The sequence below is a fragment of the Rhodococcus sp. YL-1 genome, from assembly GCF_001942025.1.
Classification (GTDB): Bacteria; Actinomycetota; Actinomycetes; order Mycobacteriales; family Mycobacteriaceae; genus Rhodococcus_F; species Rhodococcus_F qingshengii.
Genome location: NZ_CP017299.1, coordinates 1,414,941 through 1,439,950 on the forward strand (window position 1 = coordinate 1,414,941; position 25,010 = coordinate 1,439,950).

The following is a 25,010-nucleotide window of genomic DNA, read 5'->3' on the forward strand; positions in this document are numbered from 1 at the left end:
CGCGCTCTAGGAAACCCTTGCGTCCGGAGCGTTCGCGTGCCAGGCTGTTCAACTATGACTACAGGAAAGGCGGACACCGCCACCGTCGCGTGAGCGCCGCACCGATTCGCTCGTCGGCATCACATCGAGCGACATTGCCCGAGAACTTCAATCTCTTCGATGAAGACAGTCTGGCCCTGGAAAAGATCCGCGACGTGTGGCTCGAACTCGGATTGTGTACTCGTCCTGCTGATCGAAACACCGCAGAAGCCTCTGTCGCGCAACTGTATCGACGCTCCGGGCTCCCGAAACCGGAGTTCGTCTGGGTCCCGTCGCCGTCTGCTGGTTCGGACCTGATCGTCACCGAAGGACTGTCGACCAAGATGTCATTGGACGGCACCGGCCTCGACTGCGCTTCCGGGTATATCGCGAGCATGTTTGCGGCATCGCGCCGACGCATGGACGCGCGAATCGAATGTCGGAGAACTGGCTGGCAGATGGAACGCCGGCAGGGGGAGCGCCTGATCAGGGCGTCCATTTGGGAATCGTTGCACACCACGCTGTTCGACGGCGTCGCAGCTGCGATACGAACGATGTCGACCCCGGTGGCCGGGGAAGTGACCTGGTACGGGCAGCAGGACGCACATCGAATCGCGTACTACGACACATGTCATCGATTCGGTCTTGCGACTTTCCGCTCGGAAGACCGTGAACTCCTCGACGTGCAGACCGCACTGGCCGACTCGACCGGGTGGTGGTGGGCGTTCGACGACGTGTGCATCATGGCGGAACGTCCCACCGCCTTACATGCCGAACCGATTCCGGGCAGCGCGCAGGGAGCACGGCGCTTGCATCATTCTGATTCCCCCGCAATCGAATTCGTAGACGGTACAACGGCGTTCGTTCTACACGGAGCGATCGTTCCAGAGTGGGTAGTGCTCGACCCCACCGCCGAACGCATCGCGCACGAGCGCAACGTCGAGATCCGTCGATGTGCAATCGAGCGGATCGGCTGGGATTCCTACATCGAGCTGGCGGGCCTGACACTGGTCGACCAAACCGACGATCCCGGTAACGCCGGTTGCCTGCTGCAGCTCTACGCGTCGCCGGAGGGCTGGGGTCGAAGTGGACGGATTCTCCTCGCGGTCAACGGTTCTCTCGAACGCGACGGGCATCGGCGTCGATACGGCCTTCACGTACCCGGATGGTTTACCTCCGCGTTGGATGCCGCCGGATGGACTTACGGCATCACCGGTACCGACTATTCCCGTCTCGTTCGTCGAACCTGAATCCCGAACCCTCTACCCTCAATCCTCAAACCTTGGGTGATACTTATGAACTCGAACATGACCTTGTCCGCTCTCACCAGCCTCACCGGCCTCGATGTCTTCGACTACCTGGACCAGGAAGTGTCCATTCCTGTGATCGACGGACTTCAGGCGCAAGGCGATCTCATCGTGATCCCGTTTTCGCTGCTCGCAAATATCGTGGCGCCTCTGCCATGGACACGCTCTGTGAGAGTGCCGCTCTCCGGCGTGGAACTGCTGCGAAGTGCGGCGGGAGGGAACCCCCACAGTCTGGTTGCAGACGAAGGGGAGTGCACGTGGTCGACGCCGGTGAAAGATGCTCGGGGCCTTGCACTCGGCATGCTCGACACCCGAGTGACCGCGTACCTCATCCACCCGGAGCACGGCGCGACCGGCATCGCTCCGGGACGATACGTCATCGGCCGGCAGCAGGAAAGGGGCGTCGGGCGTGCGCGCGGTGCGGTGATGCTTGTCGCCGATTGACACGCCGGCCTCGAGTTGGCGGGGGAGTGAGCACCACTTGCACAGGGCGAGCACCGGTTTCCGTGTGCTGGACGGTGTGTCGGGTCGAGGGAAAGGGTGCTCGGTCGGCAAAGGCTCCCGCACAAACACGAATGCCCTCACCGTGACGGTGAGGGCATTCGCGTGTGGTGCGCTTACTTCTTGCGGCCAGGAGCCTTCGCGCCGGCCTTGAATCCGAGTCCGCCTGCCTTGGGGGCGGGCGGCGCGGCAGCAGGCGCCGGAGCTTCCGCGGGTGCGGACGCCTCAGCAGGCGCTTCAGCGGCGGGTTCTGCCTTCACAGGTTCGGCGGCGGGTTCTGCCTTCACAGGTTCGGCCTCGGGAGCCGGGGCCTCAGCAGCCGGCGCCGGGGCCGCAGCGGGAGCTGCCTTCCGGGCACCGGGAGCCTTTGCGCCCGACTTGAATCCGAGTCCGCCGGCCTTGGCGGCAGGCGGAGCCTTCGGGGCTTCCGCCTCGGCGGCCGGAGCCTCTGCCGGTGCAGCCGGAGCCTCTGCCAGAGCCTCTGCCGGAGCAGCAGCAGGTGCTTCAGAAGCAGGAGCAGCCTTTGCACCAGGAGCCTTGGCCCCACCCTTCATCTGCAGTCCCTTGCCGCCGGGTGCCTTGGCGCCGGACGCCAGGCCCAGACCCTTCGGCTTGGCGACGGGTGCAGCAGCTTCGGGTGCAGCAGCCTCAGCAGCCGGAGCTTCCGCTGCCGGCGCGGCAGCGGCCTTTGCTCCGGGTGCCTTGGCGGCGCCCTTCATCTGCAGTCCCTTGCCGCCGGGAGCCTTGGCCCCGCCTGCCAAGCCGAGACCCTTGGGCTTTGCGACAGGTGCTGCCGGTGCAGCAGCTTCGTCAGCGGGAGCTTCCGCGCTTGCGGCGGGAGCCGCCTTCTTGGCGCCGGGAGCCTTGGCCCCGCCGGCCATTCCGAGCCCCTTGCCGGGTGCCTTGGCGCCGGGAGCTTTTGCACCTGGTGCTTTGGCGAGGCCCTTCATGGCCAGACCCTTGCCTGCCGGTGCAGCCTTGGCTTCCGGAGTCGCGGCGGCTTCCTCGACTTCGGCGACCCGATCCTGCTCGACGGTCTCAGCCTTTGCCTCAGCAGCGACCGGTGCCTTCTCGCGTGGGATCACCTTGATGTTCTCGCCGAGCTGGGCGGGATCGAGACGAGTGACGGAGTTCAGCATCAGCTGCGCGACGTCGACGACCTCGACGCCTTCGCCCTGGCCTTGCTCCTGGCGGGCAGTGACGCCGTCGGTGAGCATGACGCGGCAGAACGGGCAACCCGTGGCGATCTTCTTGGGGTTGGTGGAGAGCGCTTCGTCGACGCGGTCGACGTTGATGCGCTTGCCGATGTTCTCTTCCATCCACATGCGAGCACCACCGGCACCACAGCACATGGAACGTTCGCCGTGACGCGGCATTTCGACGAGCTTGGAGCCTGAGGCTTCCATGAGTTCACGGGGAGCGTCGTAAACCTTGTTGTGGCGTCCGAGGAAGCACGGGTCGTGGTAGGTGACGTCTTCGCTCACGGACGCAACCGGGATCAGCTTCTTCTGGCGCACCAGACGGTTGAGCAGCTGAGTGTGGTGCACGACCTCGTAGTCGCCGCCCACCTCCGGGTACTCGTTGCCGAGGGCGTTGAAGCAGTGCGCACAGGTGACGACGATCTTGCGCTTCTTCTGCTCGATACCGTCGAAGACCGAATTGAGCATCTCGATGTTCTGCATCGCGAGCTGCTGGAACAAGAACTCGTTGCCGGCACGACGTGCGGAGTCGCCGGTGCAGGTTTCGTCGGCGCCGAGGACCATGAACTTCACTCCCGCGGTGGCGAGGAGTTCGGCAACGGCCTTGGTGGTCTTCTTGGCACGGTCTTCGTAGGCGCCGGCGCAGCCGACCCAGAAGAGGTACTCGTAGTCCTCGAAGCTGTCGGCGTCCTTGCCGAAGACGGGGATCTCGAAGTCCATCTCGTTGATCCAGTTGAGGCGATCCTTGGAGTTCTGACCCCAGGGATTGCCCTTGTTCTCGAGGTTCTTGAACAGGCCGGCGAGCTCGGAGGGGAACTCCGATTCGATCAGGACCTGGTAGCGACGCATGTCGATGATGTGGTCGACGTGTTCGATGTCGACGGGGCACTGTTCGACGCAGGCGCCGCAGTTGGTGCAGCTCCACAAGGTTTCGGCGTCGATGACCGGGGCCATCTCGCCTTCGACGGTTTCACCGACGAGCTTGCGGTCGGCCTCGAGGCGTGCGGCCTCGGGGATGGCTGCGAGGGCGCCTTCCTTGACATTGCCTTCGCTGTCGACGAGACCGATCTCGTCGCCGCCCATGTCCTTGCGTCCACCAGCGAGCAGGTACGGGGCCTTGGCGTAGCCGTGGTCACGCAGCGACATGATGAGCAGCTTGGGAGAGAGCGGCTTTCCGGTGTTCCACGCGGGGCACTGGGACTGGCAACGACCGCACTCGGTGCAGGTGGTGAAGTCGAGCCAGCCCTTCCAGGAGAAGTCTTCGATGTTTCCGGCGCCGAGAGTGTCGGTGTCGGGGTCGACGTTCTCCATCGTCAGGACTTTGCCCTTGGACATCATGGGCTTTGCCGCGCCGAGCGCGACGGTGCCGTCGTCTTCACGCTTGAAGTAGATGTTGAAGAACGCCGAGAAGCGGTGCCACGCGACGCCCCAGGTGATGTTGCGGCCCACGATCGCGAGCCAGATCATGCCGGTCATCAGCTTCACGAATGCGAACACCGAGATCATGACGGGGCTGGCGGGAAGCAGTTTCGCGACCTGCATGGTGAAGAAGTCGGTCCACGGGTTGGCGTGACCGTAGGTCGCGATCTTGCCTGCCTTGACCATGATCATGCCCAGGCCCTCGAGCAGGACGATGCCCTCGATGACGTAGGCAGCCTTGAAGTTGGAGCCGCCGAAACGGGACAGGCGTGCAGGCAGACGCGGGTGGTTGAGCTGACGGATCACGATCAGCGTGGTGATACCGATGACGGTGCCCAGGCCGAGGATCTCGTCCCACAGGTGCCACGCCCACGTGTTACCGAAGATGGGCCAGTGGAATTCGGGGTTGAACGTCTGGCCGTAGGCCTCGAACCACAGCAGGAACCCACCGAGGAAGCCGACCATGACGAGCCAGTGGGCCCAGCCGACGCTGCGGAACTTGTTCATGCGCGTGTGCGCGATGAACTCGATGATCATCTGCTTGAAGCGAGGGAAGAACGGGCGCCATCGATCGGGTGCCGACTGGCCGATGCGCACGGTGTTGAACATCCTCAGCGCGCCTGAGAGGAAGATGTACCAACACACCAAGCTCAGCAGAGCACCAATCGTGCCCAACGTAATCGTCAGGGCATTCATGTCGCGGCCTTTCGTTTCAGGGCGACGCGTCGGCCACCTCGGGACAGCCCACTGATACTAACCTGCGTTATGTTACCCGCCAGTAACTAGCATTACCAGCCTGTAGGTACCGGCTGGTAACCGCTCGTGGCCTGGAGAGATCGATCTTCTGCGTCGGACGGGCTGGGCCAGACGCAGACATGTCTGGTCGTCACGTTAGGCGGTGCCCGTCAGGTGTCCATCTGTCAGGCAGCCCTAAGTCGGGTTCCGAGCAGGTGAGAACAACCGACCGGCTGTTATCGTTACGCCCGTCACGCACAGGGGAAACGGGTGGTGTGAGTCATCGACTGACGCCCGCCCGATCCCGGGGAGGATCAAAAATGTTCATTCGAAAAGCTGCGGCCGTCGCAGCGATGACCATTGCCGCTACGGGCATCGCTGCAGGTACTTCTTACGCAGCTCCGGAGACGTCACCCGACGTTTCGTACACCGCCGAGGTCGTCGACCAGGCCGTTGTCACCACCATCGACGCCGGAGCATTCCGGGTCTCGGGCGACGGAACTCACGTCGACTTGCAGAACAGCCAGGGCGCAACTCTCGTGAGCCTTCCGCTCGCGTTCAACCTCGGCGACGTTCAGTTCCCGTTCGACGAGACCGTCAGTGAGGACGGCAAGACCCTCACCCTCAAGCCGAACCTGGACCCGGCCAGCTCCAAGCCGAAGCCGGTCGCTGCCGAGTTCACCCCGGTTGCTTCGCCTGACGAGGATCAGAAGGCAATCGAGAAGTTCCAGTCACAGCTCGGGCTTGCCACGCAGATCGGTAGCCTCACCGGCACGATCGTCGGGGCGGTCATCGGTTGCATCGTGGGTCTGCCCGGCCTGGTCGTCGGCTGCCTGCCCGGCATGGTCACAGGGGCCGGTATCGGTGGAGTCGCCGGTACCATCCTCGCCGGTGGCGGAACCGCCGTCGTCGCGGGCTTGGACCTGATCAAGGTTCTGAACGCTCCGGCTGGAACAACTCTCTTCCAGTAGAACGTCACGAACGCCGAAACGGGCGCCACACCTTCAGAAGGTGTGGCGCCCGTTTTGCTGTCTCGAGGAATGCGTGTGATCAGAAGTCGCGAACCTTCAGGCCTGGGTTGGCGGCGAGGATGTCGTTGATCGGCGTCGCGTACTGGGTCGGGGCTTCTTGCCCAAACAGTGTCTCTGCCTGAGCGATCTCGCACAGGGGAGAGGTGGCGACGTTGGACGCACTCGTGATGCCCACTGCCAACGTTCCGGAGACGATGGGGCCACCGCTGTCACCCTGCAGGACGCAGATGTTGGTGGTGAAGCCGTTGTCGAGGGTGTGATCCAAAACCTTTGCGACGCGGTTGACGCCGGTGACGACGCCGCAGCTGAAGCCTGTGGTCGATCCTGCCTTGCAGACCGGGGCGCCAACGACAGGATCGGCGGTACCGGTGATGTTGACCGAGCGGTTGAACGGGACCCGCACGCTGTTGTTCTCGAAGCGGTACTTCGCGTTGTCGTCGATGTTGATGATCGAGTAGTCGCGCCCGTCGAAGCTGCTCTTGGCGAAGTACCCGACGCGGGGCCCGGTCTGGTTGTTCACCATCGGGAAGACCTGGCTGGAGTTCGAGGTGCCGGCAGCGGCACGGTTGGGATCGCAGTGACCGGCGCTGATGTTGACTGTGCGTCCTGAACCGTCGGTGCCGTTGAAGCCGAACGAACAACGCAGTCCTGTGTTACCGGAGGTTGCGCCGAAGGCGTCTCCGCCCAGTGCAGCGTCGCCGGTTGCGGATCCGGTTGCGGGGATGAGGTCCGCGACGATCGGGGGAACCAGTAGCGGAGCAGCGGTATGGACGACGGTCCGCTTCAGGAATTCAGGCAATTCGATGCCGGCGGCAGGATCGGCCGTGAGGGCGACTCCGTTGCCGACGACGTCGACGGCGATGCCACGCACGAGGTCTGCGACCTCGGCAGGCTGCGAATCGAGCCAGGTGTTGAGTGCCGAAAGTTGACCTTGCAGAGCCTGCTCGCTCTGCGCGACGTCCTTGACCTCGAAACCGGCCTTCTCGGCGGCCTCGCGGGCAGCATCCTTGTCGCGACCGTCAGCGAGAGCGACGATGCCCTTGCCGAGGTCGTCGAGCCACACTCCGGCAAAAGAGTCGGGAAACTGGACGCGCGCGATGGCGGCGAACTCCGCGAGCTTCTGCGCGAGTTCGGAACGCGAGACGAACTGGTCGGGCGTCAGCGCCAAGTCGTGCTGTAGGGCTTCGGCGAGTTCGACGGGCAGATGGGCTGCCTGATCGGATACCCCGGATTCGTTCGGTTCTGCGTTCGCGACCGCGGTAATCGGTCCGAGGAGCAGCAGCGCGGCCGAACCGAACACTGCGGCGCGACGTGCGATGGAGCTTCGCATGTGGGCCTTTCCACTTCGTTGACCGCGTACCACCCCCCTGGGAGCACACGGATACGGCTCACGGACTTGTGGTGAGCCGATCACAGTCGACCATGACTATATGGGTTCGAACGCGCTATTCCCACCCGTTACATGAGCAGACAGCGCTGACCCCGACCGACAACAGCACTGTGCCCGCCGATCGCGAAACGGATCGGCGGGCACAGTGCGTGAATCAGTGGTTGGTCAACCTGCAGTGCGGACGCGGATTCCGGCACCGACACCGCCACCGGAAGCGCGATCTGCCGCGTCGAGGATGTCTCCGACCGGAATACCCAGATTCGAGGTTCCACCGGAGGTCGCCAGTACCAGGTTCGCTTCGTTGCAACTGGGTGCTCCGCTGCTGTTGGAGCCGCTGGTGATGCCCAGAGCCAAGGTTCCGGAGACGATGGCGCCGCCACTGTCCCCGGCGAGGGTGCACGCGGTGCCGGCGAATCCGCGAACGGTTCGTGAATCACCGTCCGCCATGACCAGTTGAGTTTCGACGCGATCGGCTGCCACGACACCACAAGTGAAGGACGACGTCTGGCCGGACTTGCAGATGGGAGCGCCGATCACGGGACGTGCCGTTCCGGTGATCGCGAGGGTGGTCCCGTTGGCACCGCGGACGGCAGCACGGTCGAGGCCCGCGTCGATGCCGGACTGGTCGAACTTGATGACCGAGTAATCGAGATCGCCGGCGTTGTTGCCGACGGAAGACTGTGAGAATGCTCCGATCAACTGACTGTCGTCGACGTTCGCGTGATTCGGCAGGTAGACGGGCGACTTCGAACCCTCGGCCGGATTGCAGTGTCCGGCACTGATATTGAGAGCATTGTTCTGATCGTCGACGGCGTTGAACCCGAACGAGCAGACCGAGATGTTCTCGGTCGGTGTCTCGCGAATGGGGCCTGTCGACGTGATGTAGGTGTCGCCGCCGAGTGCTCCGGGATCAACCGATCCGCCACCGTCCGGGCTGAGAACGATCTTGGTGTTCTCGAGCAGGGTCGGAAGATTGAGCGCCTGCCCGACGGGGCTGTTCGCGACGTCGATGACGACCTGGTTGTTCAGGACGTCGATAGTCGCTGAATTGACTGCGCGTGAGATTTCCTTGGGCAGCCCGGCAATCCATCCGTTGACGTCGGCCAGCGTCTTCTCGAGGGTGTCGGCGGAGACGGGGGCGACGTGCGTGCGGTAACCGTCGTCGGCCGCGATGCGTGCAGCTTCGGTGGTGGTGACGGCTACGACGGGTTGACCGTCGAGTCCCATCCACGAGCCGGCGTAGTCGCCAGGGCGCTCGGACTTGAATTCCTGGGCGTATGCACCGAGTTCCTGAGCTTTGGCAGCGCGGTCCAGATACTCCTGTGGGGAGATCTTCAGATCGCGTGTGATCGCCTCGATCAGCTCAGCCGGAAGCTGATCTGCCCCGAGCTGTTCGACATGCGTGTCGGAGGCGGGCTCTGCCGATGCCGTCGTGGTGAATGGAGCTGCGAGCAGTAGTGCCGAGGCGCCGACCACAGCGGTGCGGATCGCCAACGAGTTACGCATGAAATCCCTTCAAGTCCCCGGCACCGAGCCGGTAGGTACCGCACCCACCATAGGGGAAAAGTTTCGACGAGGAATATGTGCCTGTTGTCGGCAAGTCGAATTATTCTGTCTAACTTGGCATTCCGGTTCTCGGGGCCGATGGCATGACGGGCATGTCGGGATTCGGAACCACCGGATCGGTTGTGTCGGTCGCGTTGGACGGCTGCGTCGGCGTTGTCTGTGTATCAGTGGGGTCGGTCACGGCGGGAGTGTCCGGGGTATCCGGATCGACCGGATCCAGCGGTCCGACGACCGGCGGCAGGTTCTCGATCCGAAGGGGATCGATCTGGATGGTGATCGGCGATCCCTGTTGCGCGGGGACGTTCGCCGTAGTGGATTTCTCTGTACCGGTGCCCGGACTCACCGGGATGGGCTGGGATTCGGATGAGGTCGATTCCGCTTCGGATGCCCACGACTGCGCCGTCGGCTGCGCGCCGAGAGCGGGTACTTCCGGTGGGGGTGAGGTCGCTGATTGCGTGCCTGTCCCGGATGAACTCGTCGGGGTGGCAGCTGTGTCCGTCCCGGGGGACAGGGAAGATTGTGCGTCGAGAATCCCGGGCGCTGAAATGGTCGGAGTGTGTCCGATGATGACCGCTGCCGCGCAACCAGACACCGTCAGAAAGACTGCGGCGGCTGCTGCGGCGATGATCGGTCGGCGCTCCGACCGCCACTGGCGATTCAGCCAACCGTCGATGCTCGGTTCTTTCGTGACCGGTGCCTCCACGCCGGATTCCGGCTCCGGTTCGATCAGAACGAACGGCGGAAACTCTTCGGGGGTGTCCTCTGGCTCGGCAAAATCGGTTGGCTGGGGTTCGGGACAGGTAGAGGTGATCGAGAAGGGTGCGGCCAACGCTGCGGCTCCGCGAGCAGCACGGTCGTCGGCGTCAGGATCCGCGAGCCAAGCCGCAGAGGCTTCATCTTCTGAAATCAGTTCGACGCCGTCGAGATTCATGCTGTCGAGTGCGCCGCGCAGTACGTCGACGGAATCGCTCGACCAACCTGCGGGGATCACCGCAGAGATGTTCAGGTTCTGATCGGTGAGTGTTCGGACTTCCTTGACCAGGCAATACATTGCTGTCGCTACCAGTTCCTCCCCTCGCGTCATGTGCTCGGAGAAGTTGTCGGTATCGTCGGTGCCGACCCTGTCGAGGAACCCGCGCAACCCGGTGGACCCCGCCGCGGTTCCGCCTAGCTGCACGGTGCCGTCGGGGGCGTGGTGCAGAACCGATTCGCGTTCGAGGGTCACCAGCTCCGAGTCAGGTCTCGCGATCGCAGCAATGCTTCGTTTGTTGCCGACGGCGAGTCCGACTCCCCACTTCATAGCGATCCCCGTTTCACAGTTACCGAACTTCGCTCGGCAGGCATGCCCTGATTCCTGTGAAAACTATCACTTAAACGAATATACGCAACCCTCTGGACAATATGCAGCTAACTACTTGTTCGGCGGTGTCATGCTGCGAAGGATGGTGAGCAGTTCCGAACGAGACCGCGCCCCGACGCGCCGCTTGATCCGTGCGACATGGTGCTCGACGGTTTTAGCGGAGATGTAGAGGCGTTCGCCGATTTCCCGATACGTCAGTCCGACGACGACGAGTTCGGCAACTTCTTGTTCGCGCTCGGTCAGCACCGACGGTGGCGCCGCACTTGTGGCGGTATCGGTTGCACTTGTCTCGGCCGTCGACGTTGTGCGTAGCGAGCGCGCAACGTGGAGCAGTGCCGTGGCCGATTTGGTGTCCGGGGTGCGCAGCGCTGCTTCGCCGGCGAGGCGAGCGGCGTCCCACGGGAGTCCGATCCGACTGAGCGTTCGTGCGGCGGCTTCGACACCGTCTGCGTCGACGTTGCCTTGCATGAGTAGGAGCCACTGGCGTCCGGCGATCGCCAAACCGGCTGCGTAAGTGTGAGTTTTGGCTGATTCGGCGAGTGTATGGGCGTGTGGGAGGAGATCGGCCGGCGACTGCGAGAGGATCGACGCCTGGACGCCGTACCAATGCAGCGGCGACGACCACAGCGGCGGCTCGCCGAGCGCGCGGAGGAGTGAGCGCGCGTCGTCGACGAGATGCTCGACCTGCTCGGTCTCCTCGAGCCGTACTGCCGCGAGCCACAGTTCGCCGATGGGAAGCAGATTGAATAGATCAACGCTGCAGGACGAGAGGGTGCCTGCCGCGCCCGACCAAGCTCGACGCAGCTGGGCGAGATCGCCGGAACGCCGAGCGAGACCCACGATCAGAGCATGCAGAAACAGTGCGTCACGCTCACGGAGGGGGCCGCGGACTACCTCCTGCGGTAGGTCTTCGAGAATCGCGTCCTGCCCGCGGACCATCGCGATCCAGGCGCCGAGAAGGTGAAGTCGCGCCCACGTGTGGCTGCTTGCGTCGTCGGCGGCGATCGCGGCCGTGACGACAGCGGCGGCCCGTTCATGGGCGCCGTTGTGCAGGAGTGCGAGAGCTACCAGCGCCGGGGCGGAATCAGGCTGGAATTCAGATGTGTCGGCTCCGCCGGGGAGCGAGAGTGCGCGCGACATCGTGTTGAGCGCACTCGGCGCGCTCCCGGTGACCGATTGCATCAGTCCGTTGGCCAGTGTGGTAGCGCCGACCGTCGAGCTCGACGGTGATCCGGTGTGTCCGGTGAGCGCGGCGTTCGCGTCATCGACCTTGCCGATGCCGAGGAAAGTGATTGCGACGAAGGGGGATTCGTTTCCGGTGCGCCCTGGCCCCAGCCAGGTGTAGAGATCTGCAGCGGCGCCGAGTTGGCCGCATGCTGCGGACGAAGCTGCGCGGATTCGCACCGCCGCAGCCAATCTCGCGTCGTCGAGATCGGGTGCGGCGATGACGGAATCGGCCAGACGGCAGGCAGTGTCGAGGTCACCACTGCGAGCCGAGACCTGGGCGTACAGCAGCGTGTCGGCCACGCCGAGAGGCTCGATCGAATTCACGCGGCGAAAGAGATCTGCCGCGACCGCCGGCGTGCTCGCCTCGACGGCGTCTCGTAGTACACCCGTGAGATCGCGGTGGCGGATTCCGGAGTCGAAAAGTCTTCGTGCTGCGTCGATATCGAGGGTTCTCGTGTGTGCGCGTGATTCGACGATTCTGATCAGCTCGCTGCGGATACGCCCGGTGCTCGTCGACTCGGCGAGCACGCTCGCGACGAGTGGTGATCGCGAACCGAACAGTCCGGTCGCCAGTGCCCGGTCGAATGCAGCTGTGAGGCTGAACTTCTCCTGTCCCAGATCGAGCTCGAAGGCGTCGATGTCCGGGACGGCGAGTGAAACTTCGAGGATCTCGCGCTCGATCGGATGCAGAGCGGTGACCTGGTGGAGGATGTGTGTGCGTATGGCGTTCGGCATTTCCGGGCGGCCTGCCGAGGCGGCGGTGAAGTACGCTTCGATCGCCCCGAAGGAACCACCGGACAGATGCTCGAGCGCCACCACGGCGCGGTCGTCGAGCGGGACTTTTCGCTCGGCCGCGATCTTCCGAATATCGTTTCGGTTCAACGGGTTCAGATGCAACACCGTGCCGAAACTCGAGATGTTCGAGTAGATCGGTGCGAGTGGTGGATCGATCCGATCGGAGGCTACGACAACTCCGAGGTCGTCACGTTGGACAAGCTCTTTCAGGGCACGGATTTCATCGGAGGTCAGAGCTTGCGCGTCCGCGATCACCACAATCGCGTCGGCGGGGACGTCATGCGTGACTGCGGTGACCACGGGCTTGTCACCCGATTCGATTCGCTTCCGTACAACCCTCGTCACTTGGGGCCGAGCGCTGGCATCGGTCCCGGTGACGAACAGGCGCAGTGGCGATGCAGTCAGGTCGACGTCGCGCAAAAGTCCTGCGATGAACGACGATTCGGTGCCGTTGTCACGGTTCATCGAAAGACCGCCGGTCAGCGGATCGGTGCGGTGACGCCGCCGACGACACCACCGACCACGTTTCCGACACCACCGACGACGTTACCGAGACCTCCGACCACGCCGCCGACTCCGTTGCCGACACCGTCGACCAGACCGCCGACTCCGTTTCCGATGCCGGTCGCAGCGTCACCGACACCGGTCCCGACGCCGGATCCAGGCGCGGGTGCGGGTGCTGGTGCCGGGGCGGGAGCGGGTGCGGGCGCCGGGGCGCCGGGTGCGGCAGGTGCAGGCGCCGACGGAGCGGTCTCGCCCGGTGCGGGCGAGGATCCCGCCGGTGCGCCGGCAACCGGAACTGCCCCCGGCGCCGTCGTAGAGCCGCCTGCGGCAGCAGGAGAACCGGGCTGATTGCTTCGAGTGCCGTTGTTCGCAGTCGTGGATCCGGTGCCTGCCGCTTCCGCTGCCGTGGTGCTGCCGGGAGTAGAGCCCGCGGTGGTCGATGCGGTCGAGGAGGTGGACTCGCTGGTGGTGTTCGCCGAACTGGACGGAACGTTGATCTTGTCCATGGCAGTTCCGATTCCGAGCCCGCCTGCGGCGAGCACGATGAATGCTCCCACCACTGCAGCAACTACGCCGACCCTCGACGAGCGTCGAGTCGCCGTGTTCTCTTCTTCGGTCGGCTCGGCAAGCAACGGAGTGGAGAAGGCGGGAACTGGTGCGGGCTTGCGAGACGGCTCGGCGGGAATCACTGCAGTGGCGGCGGCCGGTACTTGCGAGTCTCTGGCGTCGAGTGCGAGGGCCGCGGCGCCGGACGCCGCGCACGACGCTGGATCGGCGTCGGCGATCACCGGGACACGAAGCTCTGCGGACAGTAGTTCGGCGACAAGGGGAATTGACGAGCTTCCGCCGGCCAGGACAACCTGATTGACGTCACTGGACTCGACGCCGGCAGATCGCAGGCTTTCGCGAACCAATGCCACCGATTCGGTGAGGGCGGGCCGGATCAGATCTTCGAGTTCGGAACGAACGAGTCGAACGTCGCTGACGGCACCGGGAAGCGCCACGCGGGCAACGGTTTCCGTCTCGGTGGAAAGTTCCTCCTTGGCTGCGCGGGCATGCTCGCGCAGAGTTTCCAGCGCTGCAATCGTCTCGGGTGCAAAGGGATCAAGGGTTGCGAACTGGTCGGAAACCGCATCGAGCAGGTGAACGGTGACGAGGTGATCGAATTCGTCGCCGCCGATGTCCTCGCTGCGCAGCGGCTTACCGAAGATCTCGCTTCGTCCGTCGGTCGTGGACATCATCGTGACGTCGAGCGAGCGAGCACCGAGGTCGTAGACGACGGTCAGACCGTCGCTGACGACAGTTCCGGAAGCGGCGAGCCACGCCATGACGGCTGCGGGTTCGGCGACGAGAGTCGCCCCGTGAATTCCGGCGTCGTCCAGAGCGGACTCCATGGTGCGTGCTGTGTGGCGGTTCCACCCCACCGGGTGAGCCAGGACGACAGTTGGCCCTTCGTTACCGCCTGCCTGGTCTACCAGTGCGCCGACCGCTGTCGCCGCGAGAGCCTCGCCGCCGTACTCGGTACCGTCGGCGGCAAGTATCGGAATCGGGTCCCCGACGCGCTCGACAAATCCGGTGATGACGGATCCGTCGTCCAATTGCAGCGCACTGGGTAAGCGGACCTGTTGCGTTTCACCGGTCGAGCCGTCGGTGACAGCTACGAGAGTGGCCGAACCGATGCTGATGCCGAGCCCTGCCGCCATGAACGAACTCCCCTGGTCGTGGGCGACAGAAGGACTGTCGCGGTTGTCTGCGATGTCGGTTTCAGGACCTAGATCGTTACCGGATCGGAGGCGTCGCGACGAAGTAGGGGACCGATCCCCTAATCGGGGCAAATCCCCTATTTCGACCGGGCGTAGCCCAATGGGGGGGCTTCCCCACCTGTCCCTGGAGAAGAGGGGGGTGCTCCCCGTTGGCCCCAGTCGCAAAAGTTCTTAGCGTTGATTCCACTCGCTACCTCTGGCAGCGCACCAGTTTCCGGACCACCGGCAACTACCCACCGGCAACAACCCGGTCAACGAACTTCAGGAGAACCCGCCATGGCAACGAACGCCGTACTCGAATTCATCCTCGGGCTACTTCGTGACGACGAGGCAGCTGCCAACTACTGCGCCAACCCGACCGCGGCACTCGATGCTGCCGGTCTGTGCGACGTCAGCCCCGCCGACATCGTCGCGGTCGCTCCGCTGGTCGCCGAGTCCGGACTCTTTGCCGGTGGCGGCGCCGACCTGTCCGCGATCGTCAACGCCGGTGCGTCCGCTGCCGGTGCAATCGGCGGCGGTCTCGGACTCGGCGGTGGTCTCGGTGGTGGACTCACCGGTGGTCTCGGTGGTGGGCTCGGCGGCAGCCTGGGTCTCGGCGCCGGTGCAGGAATCGGAGTCGGAGGCGCCCTCGGCGGCCAGTTTGACCTGGTCGGCGACTTCGCAGCAGCCCTCAGCGCTGCGCTTGCCATCGGTGGCGAGATCAGTGCCGAACTCGGCGCAGCCTTCGGCGCTGTGATCGAAGCCGGTCTCGGTTTGGGCGGCGCACTCGATCTCGAAGGAGCTCTCGATCTGGGCGCACAGCTCAGCGCGGCTCTGGGCGGCGCCCTCGGTGTGACCGGCGGCCTGACTGCGGAGCTGGGAGCAGCCCTCGACGCCGCGATCGGCGCAGTCGGCGGACTCGACCTGACGGCAGGGCTCAGCGGAGCTCTCGCACCCGTCTTCGCCATCGGTGGTGACCTCGGAGCCGATCTCGGCCTGGCTCTCGGTGGACTCCTCGGCGGCGCAGCAGACCTCAGCGGTCTCCTTGACATCGGCGGCGAACTGGGCGCGAGCCTGACCGGCGCACTGGAATCCGCTCTTGCACTCGGCGGCGGCCTGGATCTCGCCGGCGCTCTGACAGGCGACCTCAGCACGGCATTGTCCGGCGCGCTCTCGGGCGTCCTGGGAGCCGGCGGCACGATCGGCGCCGATCTGGGTGCATCGCTCGGTGGCGTCCTCGGCGCGATCACGGATGTCAGCGTTCTCACCGATATCGCGGGCGGCCTCGATCTCGGTGCTGCCCTGAGTGGCGCCCTCGGCGGAGCACTCGGCGTCGGCGGCGGTCTGGAAACTGCATTGGGCGGCGCACTCGACGCAGCACTGGGTCTCGGCGGCGGACTCGACCTCGACGCCGTACTCGGCGGCGGCGCAGACCTCGGCGCGCAGCTCAGCGCGGCACTCTCCGGCGCCCTCGGTGCCGGGGGAACGGTCGGAGCCGACCTTGGTGGCGCACTCGGTGGACTGCTCGGGGGAGCACTCGACCTCGAAGGTGGTCTCGGCGCAGACCTCGCGGCAGCTCTGGGCGGAGGCGCGAATCTGTCGACGGCCCTCGAGGGTGTTCTCGGTTCGGCACTCGGCGTCGATGCCGGGCTCGCGGGCGGGCTCGGCGGCGCTCTCGACGCAGCGCTGGGCGCAGGCGGACTTACCGGAATCGACCTCGGTGGTGCACTCGGTCTGGGCGGTGAAGCAGGCTTGGCAGCCGGTGTCGCTGCAGCTCTCGACACCGCCCTCGCAGGTGCAGGCGGCTTGGGTGCTGTCGGTTCCGTGGGCACGGACCTGACCGGCGCGCTGGACGGTGCGCTGGGCGCGGGCCTCGGGCTGGGGGGCTCTCTCGACAGCGTTCTCGGTGCCGAAGGTGCACTCGGTGGAGCGCTGGACACGGCACTGAACCTCGGCGGAATCGACACCGGTTCGATCGGTGCCGACTTGCCCTCCGTCGACCTCGGCGCTGTGAACCTCGGCCCGATCTCCGCTGAACTGCCTTCCGTCGACCTCGGAAGCATCGCGGCAGAAGGCCTGAACCTCGGCGGTGTGACCGGCGACCTCGGAGCAACTGTGGGCGGCGCGCTGGACGCAACAGCAGGTCTCGACGCGGCCACGAACGCTGCGGCCGGTTTGGGTGGGTCGCTCGGCGGCGCACTGAACGGCGTCACCGATCTCGGTGGATCGCTCGGCGGGGCTGTCGGAGCAGTCACCGACGTGACGGGTTCGATCGGTGCCGACGCAGCCGCAGCTGCCGGTGGCACAGTCGACGGCGGCGGTACCGTTGGCGGCGGCGGAGTCGCTGACCTGGGCGGATCCCTCGGTGGAGCAGTGAGCGGAGTGTCCGATCTGACGAGTTCGTTGACCGGTGCGCTGAACCCGTGGTCGTCGATCGATGCGACCGATGCTTTCGGTTCGGGTTCCACTTCGGGTCTGAGCGCCGATACCGAACACTCGCTCTTCGCCGAGGATTCGGTTGCAGCGCCGGTCGATCCCATCGACCCGGTAGCGGTTGTCGATCACCTGCATCCCTGATCTGCTGACGCAGGAACTGAAATCGGTCAAAATGACCTGATGTAACAAATCCGGCCCTGCGTGCGCTATGCGTTCGCAGGGCCGGATATTCGAGTCGGGAAGAATTGCGGGTCAACGTAGCTCATGAGTGATTCAGCGAGTCAGGTAAGCAGCCGGAAGGCGCGCGTCGCGTCGTCGACGGCGTCGTTGCTCGAACGAACAGCCGTCGTGGCGAAGGATTTCGGGCGCACGGATCTGGTGCGTCGACTCGAGAACGCTCAGGCGAGGGTCAACGACCCGCGTATTCGCATCGTGGTGGTCGGACCCCTCAAGCAGGGCAAGAGCCAGTTCGTCAATTCTCTGCTCGGCATCGACGTGTGCTCGGTCGGTGACGACGAGACCACGGCCGTGGCGACGGTAGTTCAGTACGCGGAGACCGCGGTCGCCGAACTGATTCTCGCCGATCCGGGTGCGGCGCCCATTCGGGTGCCCCTCCCGCTCGAGGAACTCATGGGGATCACCCCGGCCACGCCTCGCGCCGAAGGGCGTGAGGTTCTGCGTGTGGAAGTGGGTGTTCCCAGTCCGCTGTTGGCCGACGGTTTGGTTCTGATCGACACCCCCGGTGTCGGCGGTCATGGAAATCCTCATGCTGCAGGAACATTGGGATTGATCACTGCGGCCGATGCAGTGTTGGTTCTGTCGGACTCCAGCCAGGAGTTCACCGAACCGGAGCTGGGATTCATCCGCCAGGTCGTCAATCTGTGTCCTGCGGTAGCCGGGCTGATCAGCAAGACCGATCTGTACCCGCACTGGCGGCAGATCCTCGACGCCGATCGCGGACATCTCCAGCGTGCCGGGTTGGATCTGCCGCTCATTCCGATCTCCTCGGTACTGCGCTCGCACGCGCTGAGGCTGGGGGACAAGGAACTCGAAGCGGAATCCGGATTTTTGGACCTCTATCAGTTCTTGCGGGACAACGTCGTTGCGCGTGCCGAATCGAATACTCGACGCGCAGTTGCGATGGATGTGCGTTCTGCGGCAGCGCATCTGACGTTGGAGATGGGCAGTGAGCTTGCGGCGCTGAAGGATCCGTCGACCGCTCAGGCAGCGGTCGCGGGACTGCAGCGTGCCCGGGCAGCGGCCGAGGAACTGCACAAGAAGACCTCACTGTGGCAGCAGAGCCTCGGTGACGGCATCGCAGACCTCGCCGCCGACATCGATCACGACCTCCGGGACCGGTTGCGCCGGGTGACCCGCCAGGCCGAGGAGACGGTCGACGAAGGCGATCCCGGTAAGGACTGGGACGTCGTGGGGGAGTGGCTCGAACAGGAGATCGCCACCGCGATCGGTGACAACTTCGTGTGGGCGCATGATCGCGCACAGTGGCTGGCAGAAGTTGTGGCGCAGCACTTTGCGGAGACCGGTGACGTCGCGCTCCCGCATCTCGACGTCGCCGACACCGACGGTTTCCTGGAACCGGTCGGTGCATTGGCGGACCTCGAATCCGGCCGAATCGGCATCACTCAGAAAGTCCTGGTCGGCATGCGCGGCTCGTACGGCGGCGTGCTCATGTTCGGCTTGATCACCACGATGATGGGCATGGCTCTGGTCAACCCGATCTCCATCGGCGCCGGGGTTCTGCTGGGCACCAAGGCTTATCGTGAAGACAAGCAGGCTCAGGTGCTCAAGCGTCGCGCTGAGGCGAAAGCGGCTATCCGACGGTTTGCCGACGACGTCAGCTTCCAGGTGGGCAAGGAGTCGAAGGACCGCCTGCGCCTGGTGCAGCGACTCCTGCGGGATCACTTCACCGACATCGCCGAGCAGGCGCTGCGCTCGATCAACGAATCCCTCCGCGCCACTCAGGAAGCCGCGCAGTTGGAATCGAGTGAACATGCCGCTCGGATCAAGCGTCTGGAGACCGACATGCGCGTCGTCGCGGAGCTCGACGCCGTTGCCGGAACGCTGATCGGCGAAACTCCCGCTCCTGCCTCGGCAAAGGTGACCAACGCATGAATGCCACGACCACCGTGACCGCAGTGGAGTCGGCACACGCCCTGATCGACCACGCCAGACGTGCCTACGCCGATCAGCCGCAGACGCGCGCCCAGTTGGAAGAATGTGCGGCCAGGCTCGACGAGCCACTCCGGGTGGCGCTCGCCGGCTCCCTCAAAGCGGGTAAGTCGACGCTGCTCAATTCGCTTGTCGGACAGGATATAGCGCCTACCGACGCGACGGAATGCACACGCGTCGTCACCTGGTATCGGAACGCGACGACGCCGCAGGTGACCGCGACGGCCGAGAACGGTGCCGAGTTCAACGTGCCGGTGACGCGCCGCGACGGCAGGCTCACGTTCGATCTGGGCGAGTACACCGCAGACTCGGTGGACCGCATCGACGTCGACTGGCCGTCTTCGGCATTGGCTCGTACGACGATCATCGACACACCGGGCACCTCGTCGCTCTCGACCGAGGTCTCGGCCCGCACCTGGGACATGCTCGTTCCCGACGGTGAGGCACCGGGCGCGGATGCAGTGGTCTACCTCTTGCGGGCTCTCAACGCCAGTGACATGCAGTTCCTCGGGAAGATCGCGGATCACGTGGGCGGAGAATCCGGGCCACTCGGAGTGATCGGAGTGCTCTCGCGTGCCGATGAGGTCGGCGCAGGCAGGCTCGACGCGTTGTCTTCGGCGAAGGACGTCGCGGCGCGATTCGCCGAGGAGTTGGAGCGAACCGGCCTGTGCCAGTCGGTGGTTCCGGTGGCAGGTCTACTCGCGCTCGCTGCTCGGACGATGAGGCAGAGCGAGTTCGCGGCCTTCTCGGCGCTCGCGCAGGTTCCGGCCGAGGATCTGAGCCTTGCACTGCTCTCCGCGGATCGCTTTGCCAGGCAGGACAGTCCGCTGCCGGTCGATGCGGCGATGCGGGCGCAATTGGCCGATCGGTTCGGGCTCTTCGGAATTCGCCTCGCCGTGACGTCGATCAAGTTGGGGGCGACCGATTCACCGTCCCTGGCGGCCGAATTGTTGGAGCGCAGCGGCCTGGACGAACTGCGTCAGGTGATCGACGTTCAATTCGGGCAGCGGGCAGATCAGCTCAAATCGCACACGGCGCTGGTGACGCTGGGAAGAATCCTCGAAGCCGATCCGAGCGAGGAAGGCGATCAGATCGCGGCGGAGGCGCAACGGTTGCTTGCCGATGTTCACGGCTTTCACGAACTTCGCCTGCTCGGGCGTCTTCGTTCGGTACACACGGATCTGCCACCCGACGACCTGGCACAACTGCAAAGACTGATCGGCGGCTACGGAATCCGGGCCAGTGACCGGTTGGGCTGCGAACCGGAAGAATCGCCGGAGGTGCAGCGTGCGCGGGCCACGGCGGCTGTCCGCAGATGGCGCGAGTTGTCCAGACATCCGCTCTTCGACAGGTTCACCTCGCGCGCCTGCCTGGTCGCCGCCCGCAGCGCCGAGGGCGTCCTGGCTGAAATTGTGCCCGAATAGGGACCCGTTCACTATGCGAGCGCCGGACGAGGGTTCTATCTTGAGTTCGGGATGATCCGGACATAACTCCCAGGTTCGGGTCCCACCTCGATGGGAGCACGCGCATGGCGAGTGACATCAAGTCCGCTTCACCGGATCGAGCCACCCTCGTCCTGGGGACGCTCATCCTGGTCGCTGCGGTCGCGAACCTCAATCTCTCGGTCGCGAATGTCGCTTTGCCCGATATCGGGCGGGCTTTCGACGCCAGTCAGACGCAACTGAACCTGATCGCGGTCGGCTACTCGCTGGGCCTGGCCGGAACGGTGCTCTACCTGGGGGCCTTGGGAGACCGATACGGCCGCAAGATGTTGCTGGTCACCGGCATGGCGCTGTCCATTCCGGCGTCGATCGTGGCGGGATTCGCCGGGAACTTCGAAGTGCTGTTCCTCGCTCGGATAGTCGGAGGCGTCTCGGCAGGTCTGGCGTTCCCGACCACGCTGGCAATCATCACGGCGTTGTGGGCCGGACCGGCACGAACCAAGGCGATTGCCATGTGGTCGGCAATCGGTGGCGCGATTTCAGCACTCGGTCCGATCGTCTCGGGGGCGCTGCTCGAGCAGTTTCACTGGGGTTCGGTCTTCTTCGTCACCCTTCCCTTGGCCCTTGTGGCACTGATCTGTTCCCTGGTGTTGGTTCCCGCTCACGTCAACGAGACGACCGAGCGAGTCGATCACCTCGGCGGCATAGTGTCGATCGTCTTCATCGGGGCTCTGGTGTTGTCCATCAACTTTGCGCCGGTGAAGGGTTCGGGCACGTTGGCTCTGGTGCTCGGGGCGATAGCAGTTGTCGCGGGTATCGGGTTCTTCCTGCAACAGCGACGCGCGGCCAATCCGCTGTTCGATCTTCACGTAGCTGCGCGCCCGACCTTCTGGGTCGCGGCGGTGGGTGGGTTGGTCGTGTTCGGTTCGCTCATGGGCGCGATGTTCATCGGCCAGCAGTTCCTGCAGAACGTCCTCGGGTACTCGACGCTGGCAGCCGGTGCGGCGATCATTCCGGCTGCGCTGGCGATGGTGATCGTTGCGCCGCGCTCGGCGACCATGATCGAAAGGTACGGCGCCCGCGTCACGCTGCTCGCCGGCTACCTGTTCGTGGTTCTCGGGTTGTTCGTCGCGCTGTTCCTGTGGAACGAAAGCACACACTATTGGCAGGTCGCGCTGGCCTATGCGCTTGTCGGCATCGGCGTCGGTCTGGCCGGTACACCGGCATCGCGTTCGCTGACCGGATCCGTTCCCGTGCACCGCGCTGGTATGGCGTCGGGAACCTCGGACCTGCAACGCGACCTGGGCGGCGCCATCATGCAGTCGATTCTCGGCGGAATACTCACGGCCGGGTACGCAAAATCGTTGGGAAATGCGATCTCGTCCTCGCCGAACGCATCCGAAGTGACTCCCGAAACTCAGGCCGCGCTCACCAAATCCTTCTCCAGCGCCGAAGTTCTCGCGGAACGCTACCCGCAATACGCGGACCAAATCATGACCGCCGCCAAAAACGCCTTCCTGGACGGGGATACAAACGCCTACATCGCGGCGATCATCATCGTGTGTGCCGGTGCCGCGGTGGTGACGTTCTTCTATCCGCGTCGCGAGCGCGAACGAGTCCTGCTGGCGCAGTACGCGGCGGAATCCGATCTAGCCGCGGAGAAGAGTTGAGCGCGCTCTGGTAGTGATGAGGGATGCCACAGCTACTTCACATCGATTCGTCCGCCGAACTCCACCACTCGACCTCACGTGATCTGACCGCACTGTTCGCTCAGCAGTGGTCGAAGAACAGTCCGGATCACACGACGGTGACGTTGGACCTGCACCGGGATCCCTTGCCGCACCTCGCGGACGCGGCCCTGCACTATGCACCACGCTTGCGAGTCGAGGGCGAGATTCCGGATCCCGCCGCGGAAGCACTCCAGGCTCGGGTCATCGAGCAACTTACCGCTGCAGACGTCGTCGTGATCGGTGCGCCGATGTACAACTGGTCGATCCCGTCCACGTTGAAGGCGTGGATCGACTACGTACACGTCCTGGGGACTACGGTGCCTTTCGACACGCGTACTCAGCCTCTGGCAGGTAAGCCGGTGGTGATCGTCTCCAGCCGCGGAAACACCTATGCGCCGGGCTCGGGAAACGAGGCCAACGATCACACCGTCCCGCCACTCGTTCAGGTGCTCGGGGTGTCGATGGGAATGGATGTCTCCGTCATCACCGCGGAACTGACTTTGGCGCAACGTATTCCGGCGATGGCACCTCTGATCGAGCAGGGTGACGCGAGCCTGCGTGCTGCCCGGGAGTCGTTGACCGAGCTGGCCCGTACCTTGGGGGCCTGATCAAGAAGTTCGACCGGGTTCAGGTGAGAGACGAGATCATCGACGCCACGTCTGACGGTTCTACGTCGTAACCGGGGAAATAGCAGCACACTTCGTCGGCATGTTCGCCGAACCGCCGCCGAATCTCGGTGGCGCACTCTTCGGGAGTGCCGACGACGGCGAGTGTGGTCAGCATCGGATCGGTGATCAGCGACGCCATCTCGGTGTAGCCACCTCGCTTCGACAGGGCATTGAGTTCCGGTTGGACCTCGCCCCACCCTTCGACGTCGAGCACCGGACGGTATGCGGGCGTCGAACCGTAGAACGAGAGCAGGGCTCGGACGCCTCTGGCGGCCGCGGCAAGTTGATCGTCGCCGCGGCCGACGCCGACGATGACTTGCGGGATGATCGTGAATTCGTCTCGGGTGCGGCCGGATTCGCGAAGACCGGCACCGACGGCCGGAAGTGTTCGTTCGAGGAAATGGCGTTGCGTGTGGAACGGCATGACCAATAGTCCGTCGGCCACCTCGGCAGCCGTCCTGGTCATCACCGGTCCGAGCGCACCCATCAGGATGGGCGGCGGCCCATAGGGGTTGGGGCCGGGATCGAACGTCGGAGGCATCAGCGTGTGGGTGAAGAACTCGCCGCGGAAGTTCAGCGTCGAGGTGTTCTCCCACGCAGTGAAGATCGCCTTGACCGCTGCGACCGTCTCCTTCATGCGGGCCGCCGGACGCGACCACGTTGCGCTGTAGCGTTTTTCGATGTGCGGTTTGATCTGCGATCCGAGACCCAGTCGAAAGTGGCCGCGACTGAGCAACTGCAGGTCGTTGGCCGAATGCGCCAGATGCATGGGACTGCGGGGGAATGCGATGGCGACGTTGGTCATCAGGTCGAGGTCGACGGCCGATGCTGCTTCGACGAGCGGGAAGAACACGTCGTGTGGTCCCTCGAACGTGAACAGGCCACCGGCGCCGGTCTCCGCGAGTTCACGGCTACGAGCAGCGCCCGCGCCCGGCGCGGAGTCCAGTTGTACGTGAACCTTCATCGGCGTCCCCGCAGCCAGGTGCTGACACCGGGAGCGAACGGAGCGATCGCCGCCACCGCGACCAGGGCGCAGTAGAGAATCGGGCCCCATCTCAGAACTCCGGCGCCGATGTCTGCTGCGCCGTCGACCAGAGACATGAAGCCGAGTCCGGCCGCGATGCTCACGACTCCCACGATCGCCGTCATCACCCGCCCGGCGTTCTTGCGTGCGCGGAGGAGTTGAAGGCTCATGAGTGCGAGCAGGACCAGGACGAGAGCGCCGCCGCCGCTGCCCGCGAGTACGACGGTCACGGCATCGGAGATGTCGGTGGACGAGTATCCGGGATTGTCGCGCGCAGTCGATTCTTCGAGAGCCGACCGGACGTCGTCGAGGCTGGTGACTACCACTCCGGCGATTCCGGCCAGGACGACGAACGAGCCGATCCAGGCAGAGGTAGACAATGTCACGGCTTTGGGTGTCTCGTCGCTCGCTGCAGGTCGGAGCGGCCGAACCGAGACGTCGGGTCGCTCGGGTGCCGGGCGTGGAGGTGACGGGCGAGGAGGTCGCGCGGGAGAATTGTCGGGATCGGTCACCGGCCGATCGTAGCCATTCGGAGAGATACGGAAGTGATGTGGCGCACTTTTCCGGCTTTTCGGGGAAGGCGGGAACAAATCTACGTGGGCTGTAGTTGACCATTTCGACAAGCTTGAGCGCCCTCGGCTCAACTTCAAGTTGACTCCCGGCCACGGTCGGAGGCAAACTTGAGCGGAGGACGCTCACCAAGCGAAAAACTCGCGGTCATGTTCG

Annotated in this window: 16 protein-coding genes; 8 read left to right on the forward strand and 8 right to left on the reverse strand. The window is 64.6% G+C overall.

Annotated features, from left to right (window positions below):
- The first annotated feature begins 89 nt into the window (after positions 1-89).
- Entirely contained in the window at positions 90-1,268 is a 1,179-nt protein-coding gene (locus BH682_RS06645; protein ID WP_075835179.1) for a DUF6745 domain-containing protein, read from the forward strand.
- Between the two features lie 45 nt (positions 1,269-1,313).
- Entirely contained in the window at positions 1,314-1,769 is a 456-nt protein-coding gene (locus BH682_RS06650; protein WP_003943690.1) for a hypothetical protein, read from the forward strand.
- A gap of 173 nt (positions 1,770-1,942) precedes the next feature.
- Here the strand turns inward: BH682_RS06650 and BH682_RS06655 are convergent, their stop codons facing one another.
- Positions 1,943-5,140 carry a (Fe-S)-binding protein gene (locus BH682_RS06655; protein ID WP_058038563.1) on the reverse strand — a complete coding sequence of 1,066 codons (3,198 nt, stop codon included), beginning with the start codon at positions 5,138-5,140 and terminating at the stop codon, positions 1,943-1,945.
- A gap of 359 nt (positions 5,141-5,499) precedes the next feature.
- Between BH682_RS06655 and BH682_RS06660 the strand changes: the two genes are divergently transcribed.
- The gene (locus BH682_RS06660) at positions 5,500-6,150 is read left to right on the forward strand and encodes a glycine zipper family protein (RefSeq protein ID WP_003943407.1); all 651 of its coding nucleotides are present in this window, start codon (positions 5,500-5,502) and stop codon (positions 6,148-6,150) included.
- A 79-nt stretch (positions 6,151-6,229) separates the two neighbouring features.
- On the opposite strand, the gene BH682_RS06665 is transcribed toward BH682_RS06660, so the two are convergent.
- The 5 genes from BH682_RS06665 to BH682_RS06685 all read right to left on the reverse strand — a co-directional run bounded on the left by BH682_RS06665 (position 6,230) and on the right by BH682_RS06685 (position 14,755).
- A complete protein-coding gene (locus tag BH682_RS06665) occupies positions 6,230-7,540 on the reverse strand; it encodes a S1 family peptidase (RefSeq protein WP_064443252.1) in 1,311 nt (436 codons plus the stop codon).
- Between the two features lie 225 nt (positions 7,541-7,765).
- Positions 7,766-9,106 carry a S1 family peptidase gene (locus BH682_RS06670; protein WP_054187118.1) on the reverse strand — a complete coding sequence of 447 codons (1,341 nt, stop codon included), beginning with the start codon at positions 9,104-9,106 and terminating at the stop codon, positions 7,766-7,768.
- 109 nt (positions 9,107-9,215) lie between these two features.
- Positions 9,216-10,466, reverse strand: coding sequence for a hypothetical protein (locus tag BH682_RS06675; protein ID WP_075832488.1), 1,251 nt, complete (start codon positions 10,464-10,466; stop codon positions 9,216-9,218).
- A 111-nt stretch (positions 10,467-10,577) separates the two neighbouring features.
- Positions 10,578-13,013: a LuxR C-terminal-related transcriptional regulator gene (locus BH682_RS06680; RefSeq protein ID WP_075832490.1), complete on the reverse strand. Its 2,436-nt coding sequence runs from the start codon at positions 13,011-13,013 to the stop codon at positions 10,578-10,580.
- A gap of 14 nt (positions 13,014-13,027) precedes the next feature.
- Entirely contained in the window at positions 13,028-14,755 is a 1,728-nt protein-coding gene (locus BH682_RS06685; RefSeq protein WP_075832492.1) for an Hsp70 family protein, read from the reverse strand.
- Between the two features lie 336 nt (positions 14,756-15,091).
- On the opposite strand from BH682_RS06685, the gene BH682_RS06690 reads away from it, so the two are divergent.
- The 5 genes from BH682_RS06690 to BH682_RS06710 all read left to right on the forward strand — a co-directional run bounded on the left by BH682_RS06690 (position 15,092) and on the right by BH682_RS06710 (position 23,200).
- Positions 15,092-17,371, forward strand: a complete 2,280-nt coding sequence (locus BH682_RS06690; RefSeq protein ID WP_075832494.1) for an IniB N-terminal domain-containing protein — start codon at positions 15,092-15,094, stop codon at positions 17,369-17,371.
- 123 nt (positions 17,372-17,494) lie between these two features.
- A complete protein-coding gene (locus BH682_RS06695; RefSeq protein WP_075832496.1) occupies positions 17,495-19,363 on the forward strand; it encodes a dynamin family protein in 1,869 nt (622 codons plus the stop codon).
- Complete coding sequence (locus BH682_RS06700) at positions 19,360-20,844, forward strand: dynamin family protein (protein ID WP_075832498.1); 1,485 nt, start codon at positions 19,360-19,362, stop codon at positions 20,842-20,844. Before BH682_RS06695 ends, BH682_RS06700 begins: the two co-directional genes overlap by 4 nt.
- A gap of 104 nt (positions 20,845-20,948) precedes the next feature.
- A complete protein-coding gene (locus BH682_RS06705) occupies positions 20,949-22,532 on the forward strand; it encodes an MFS transporter (RefSeq protein WP_075832500.1) in 1,584 nt (527 codons plus the stop codon).
- A 23-nt stretch (positions 22,533-22,555) separates the two neighbouring features.
- Positions 22,556-23,200, forward strand: coding sequence for an FMN-dependent NADH-azoreductase (locus BH682_RS06710; protein WP_007726694.1), 645 nt, complete (start codon positions 22,556-22,558; stop codon positions 23,198-23,200).
- 19 nt (positions 23,201-23,219) lie between these two features.
- Here BH682_RS06710 and BH682_RS06715 read toward each other — a convergent pair whose 3' ends face one another.
- Positions 23,220-24,224: a TIGR03617 family F420-dependent LLM class oxidoreductase gene (locus tag BH682_RS06715; protein WP_042926298.1), complete on the reverse strand. Its 1,005-nt coding sequence runs from the start codon at positions 24,222-24,224 to the stop codon at positions 23,220-23,222.
- Entirely contained in the window at positions 24,221-24,796 is a 576-nt protein-coding gene (locus BH682_RS06720) for a hypothetical protein (protein WP_039972689.1), read from the reverse strand. The genes BH682_RS06715 and BH682_RS06720 overlap by 4 nt, the downstream gene beginning before the upstream one ends.
- Positions 24,797-25,010 lie beyond the last annotated feature (214 nt).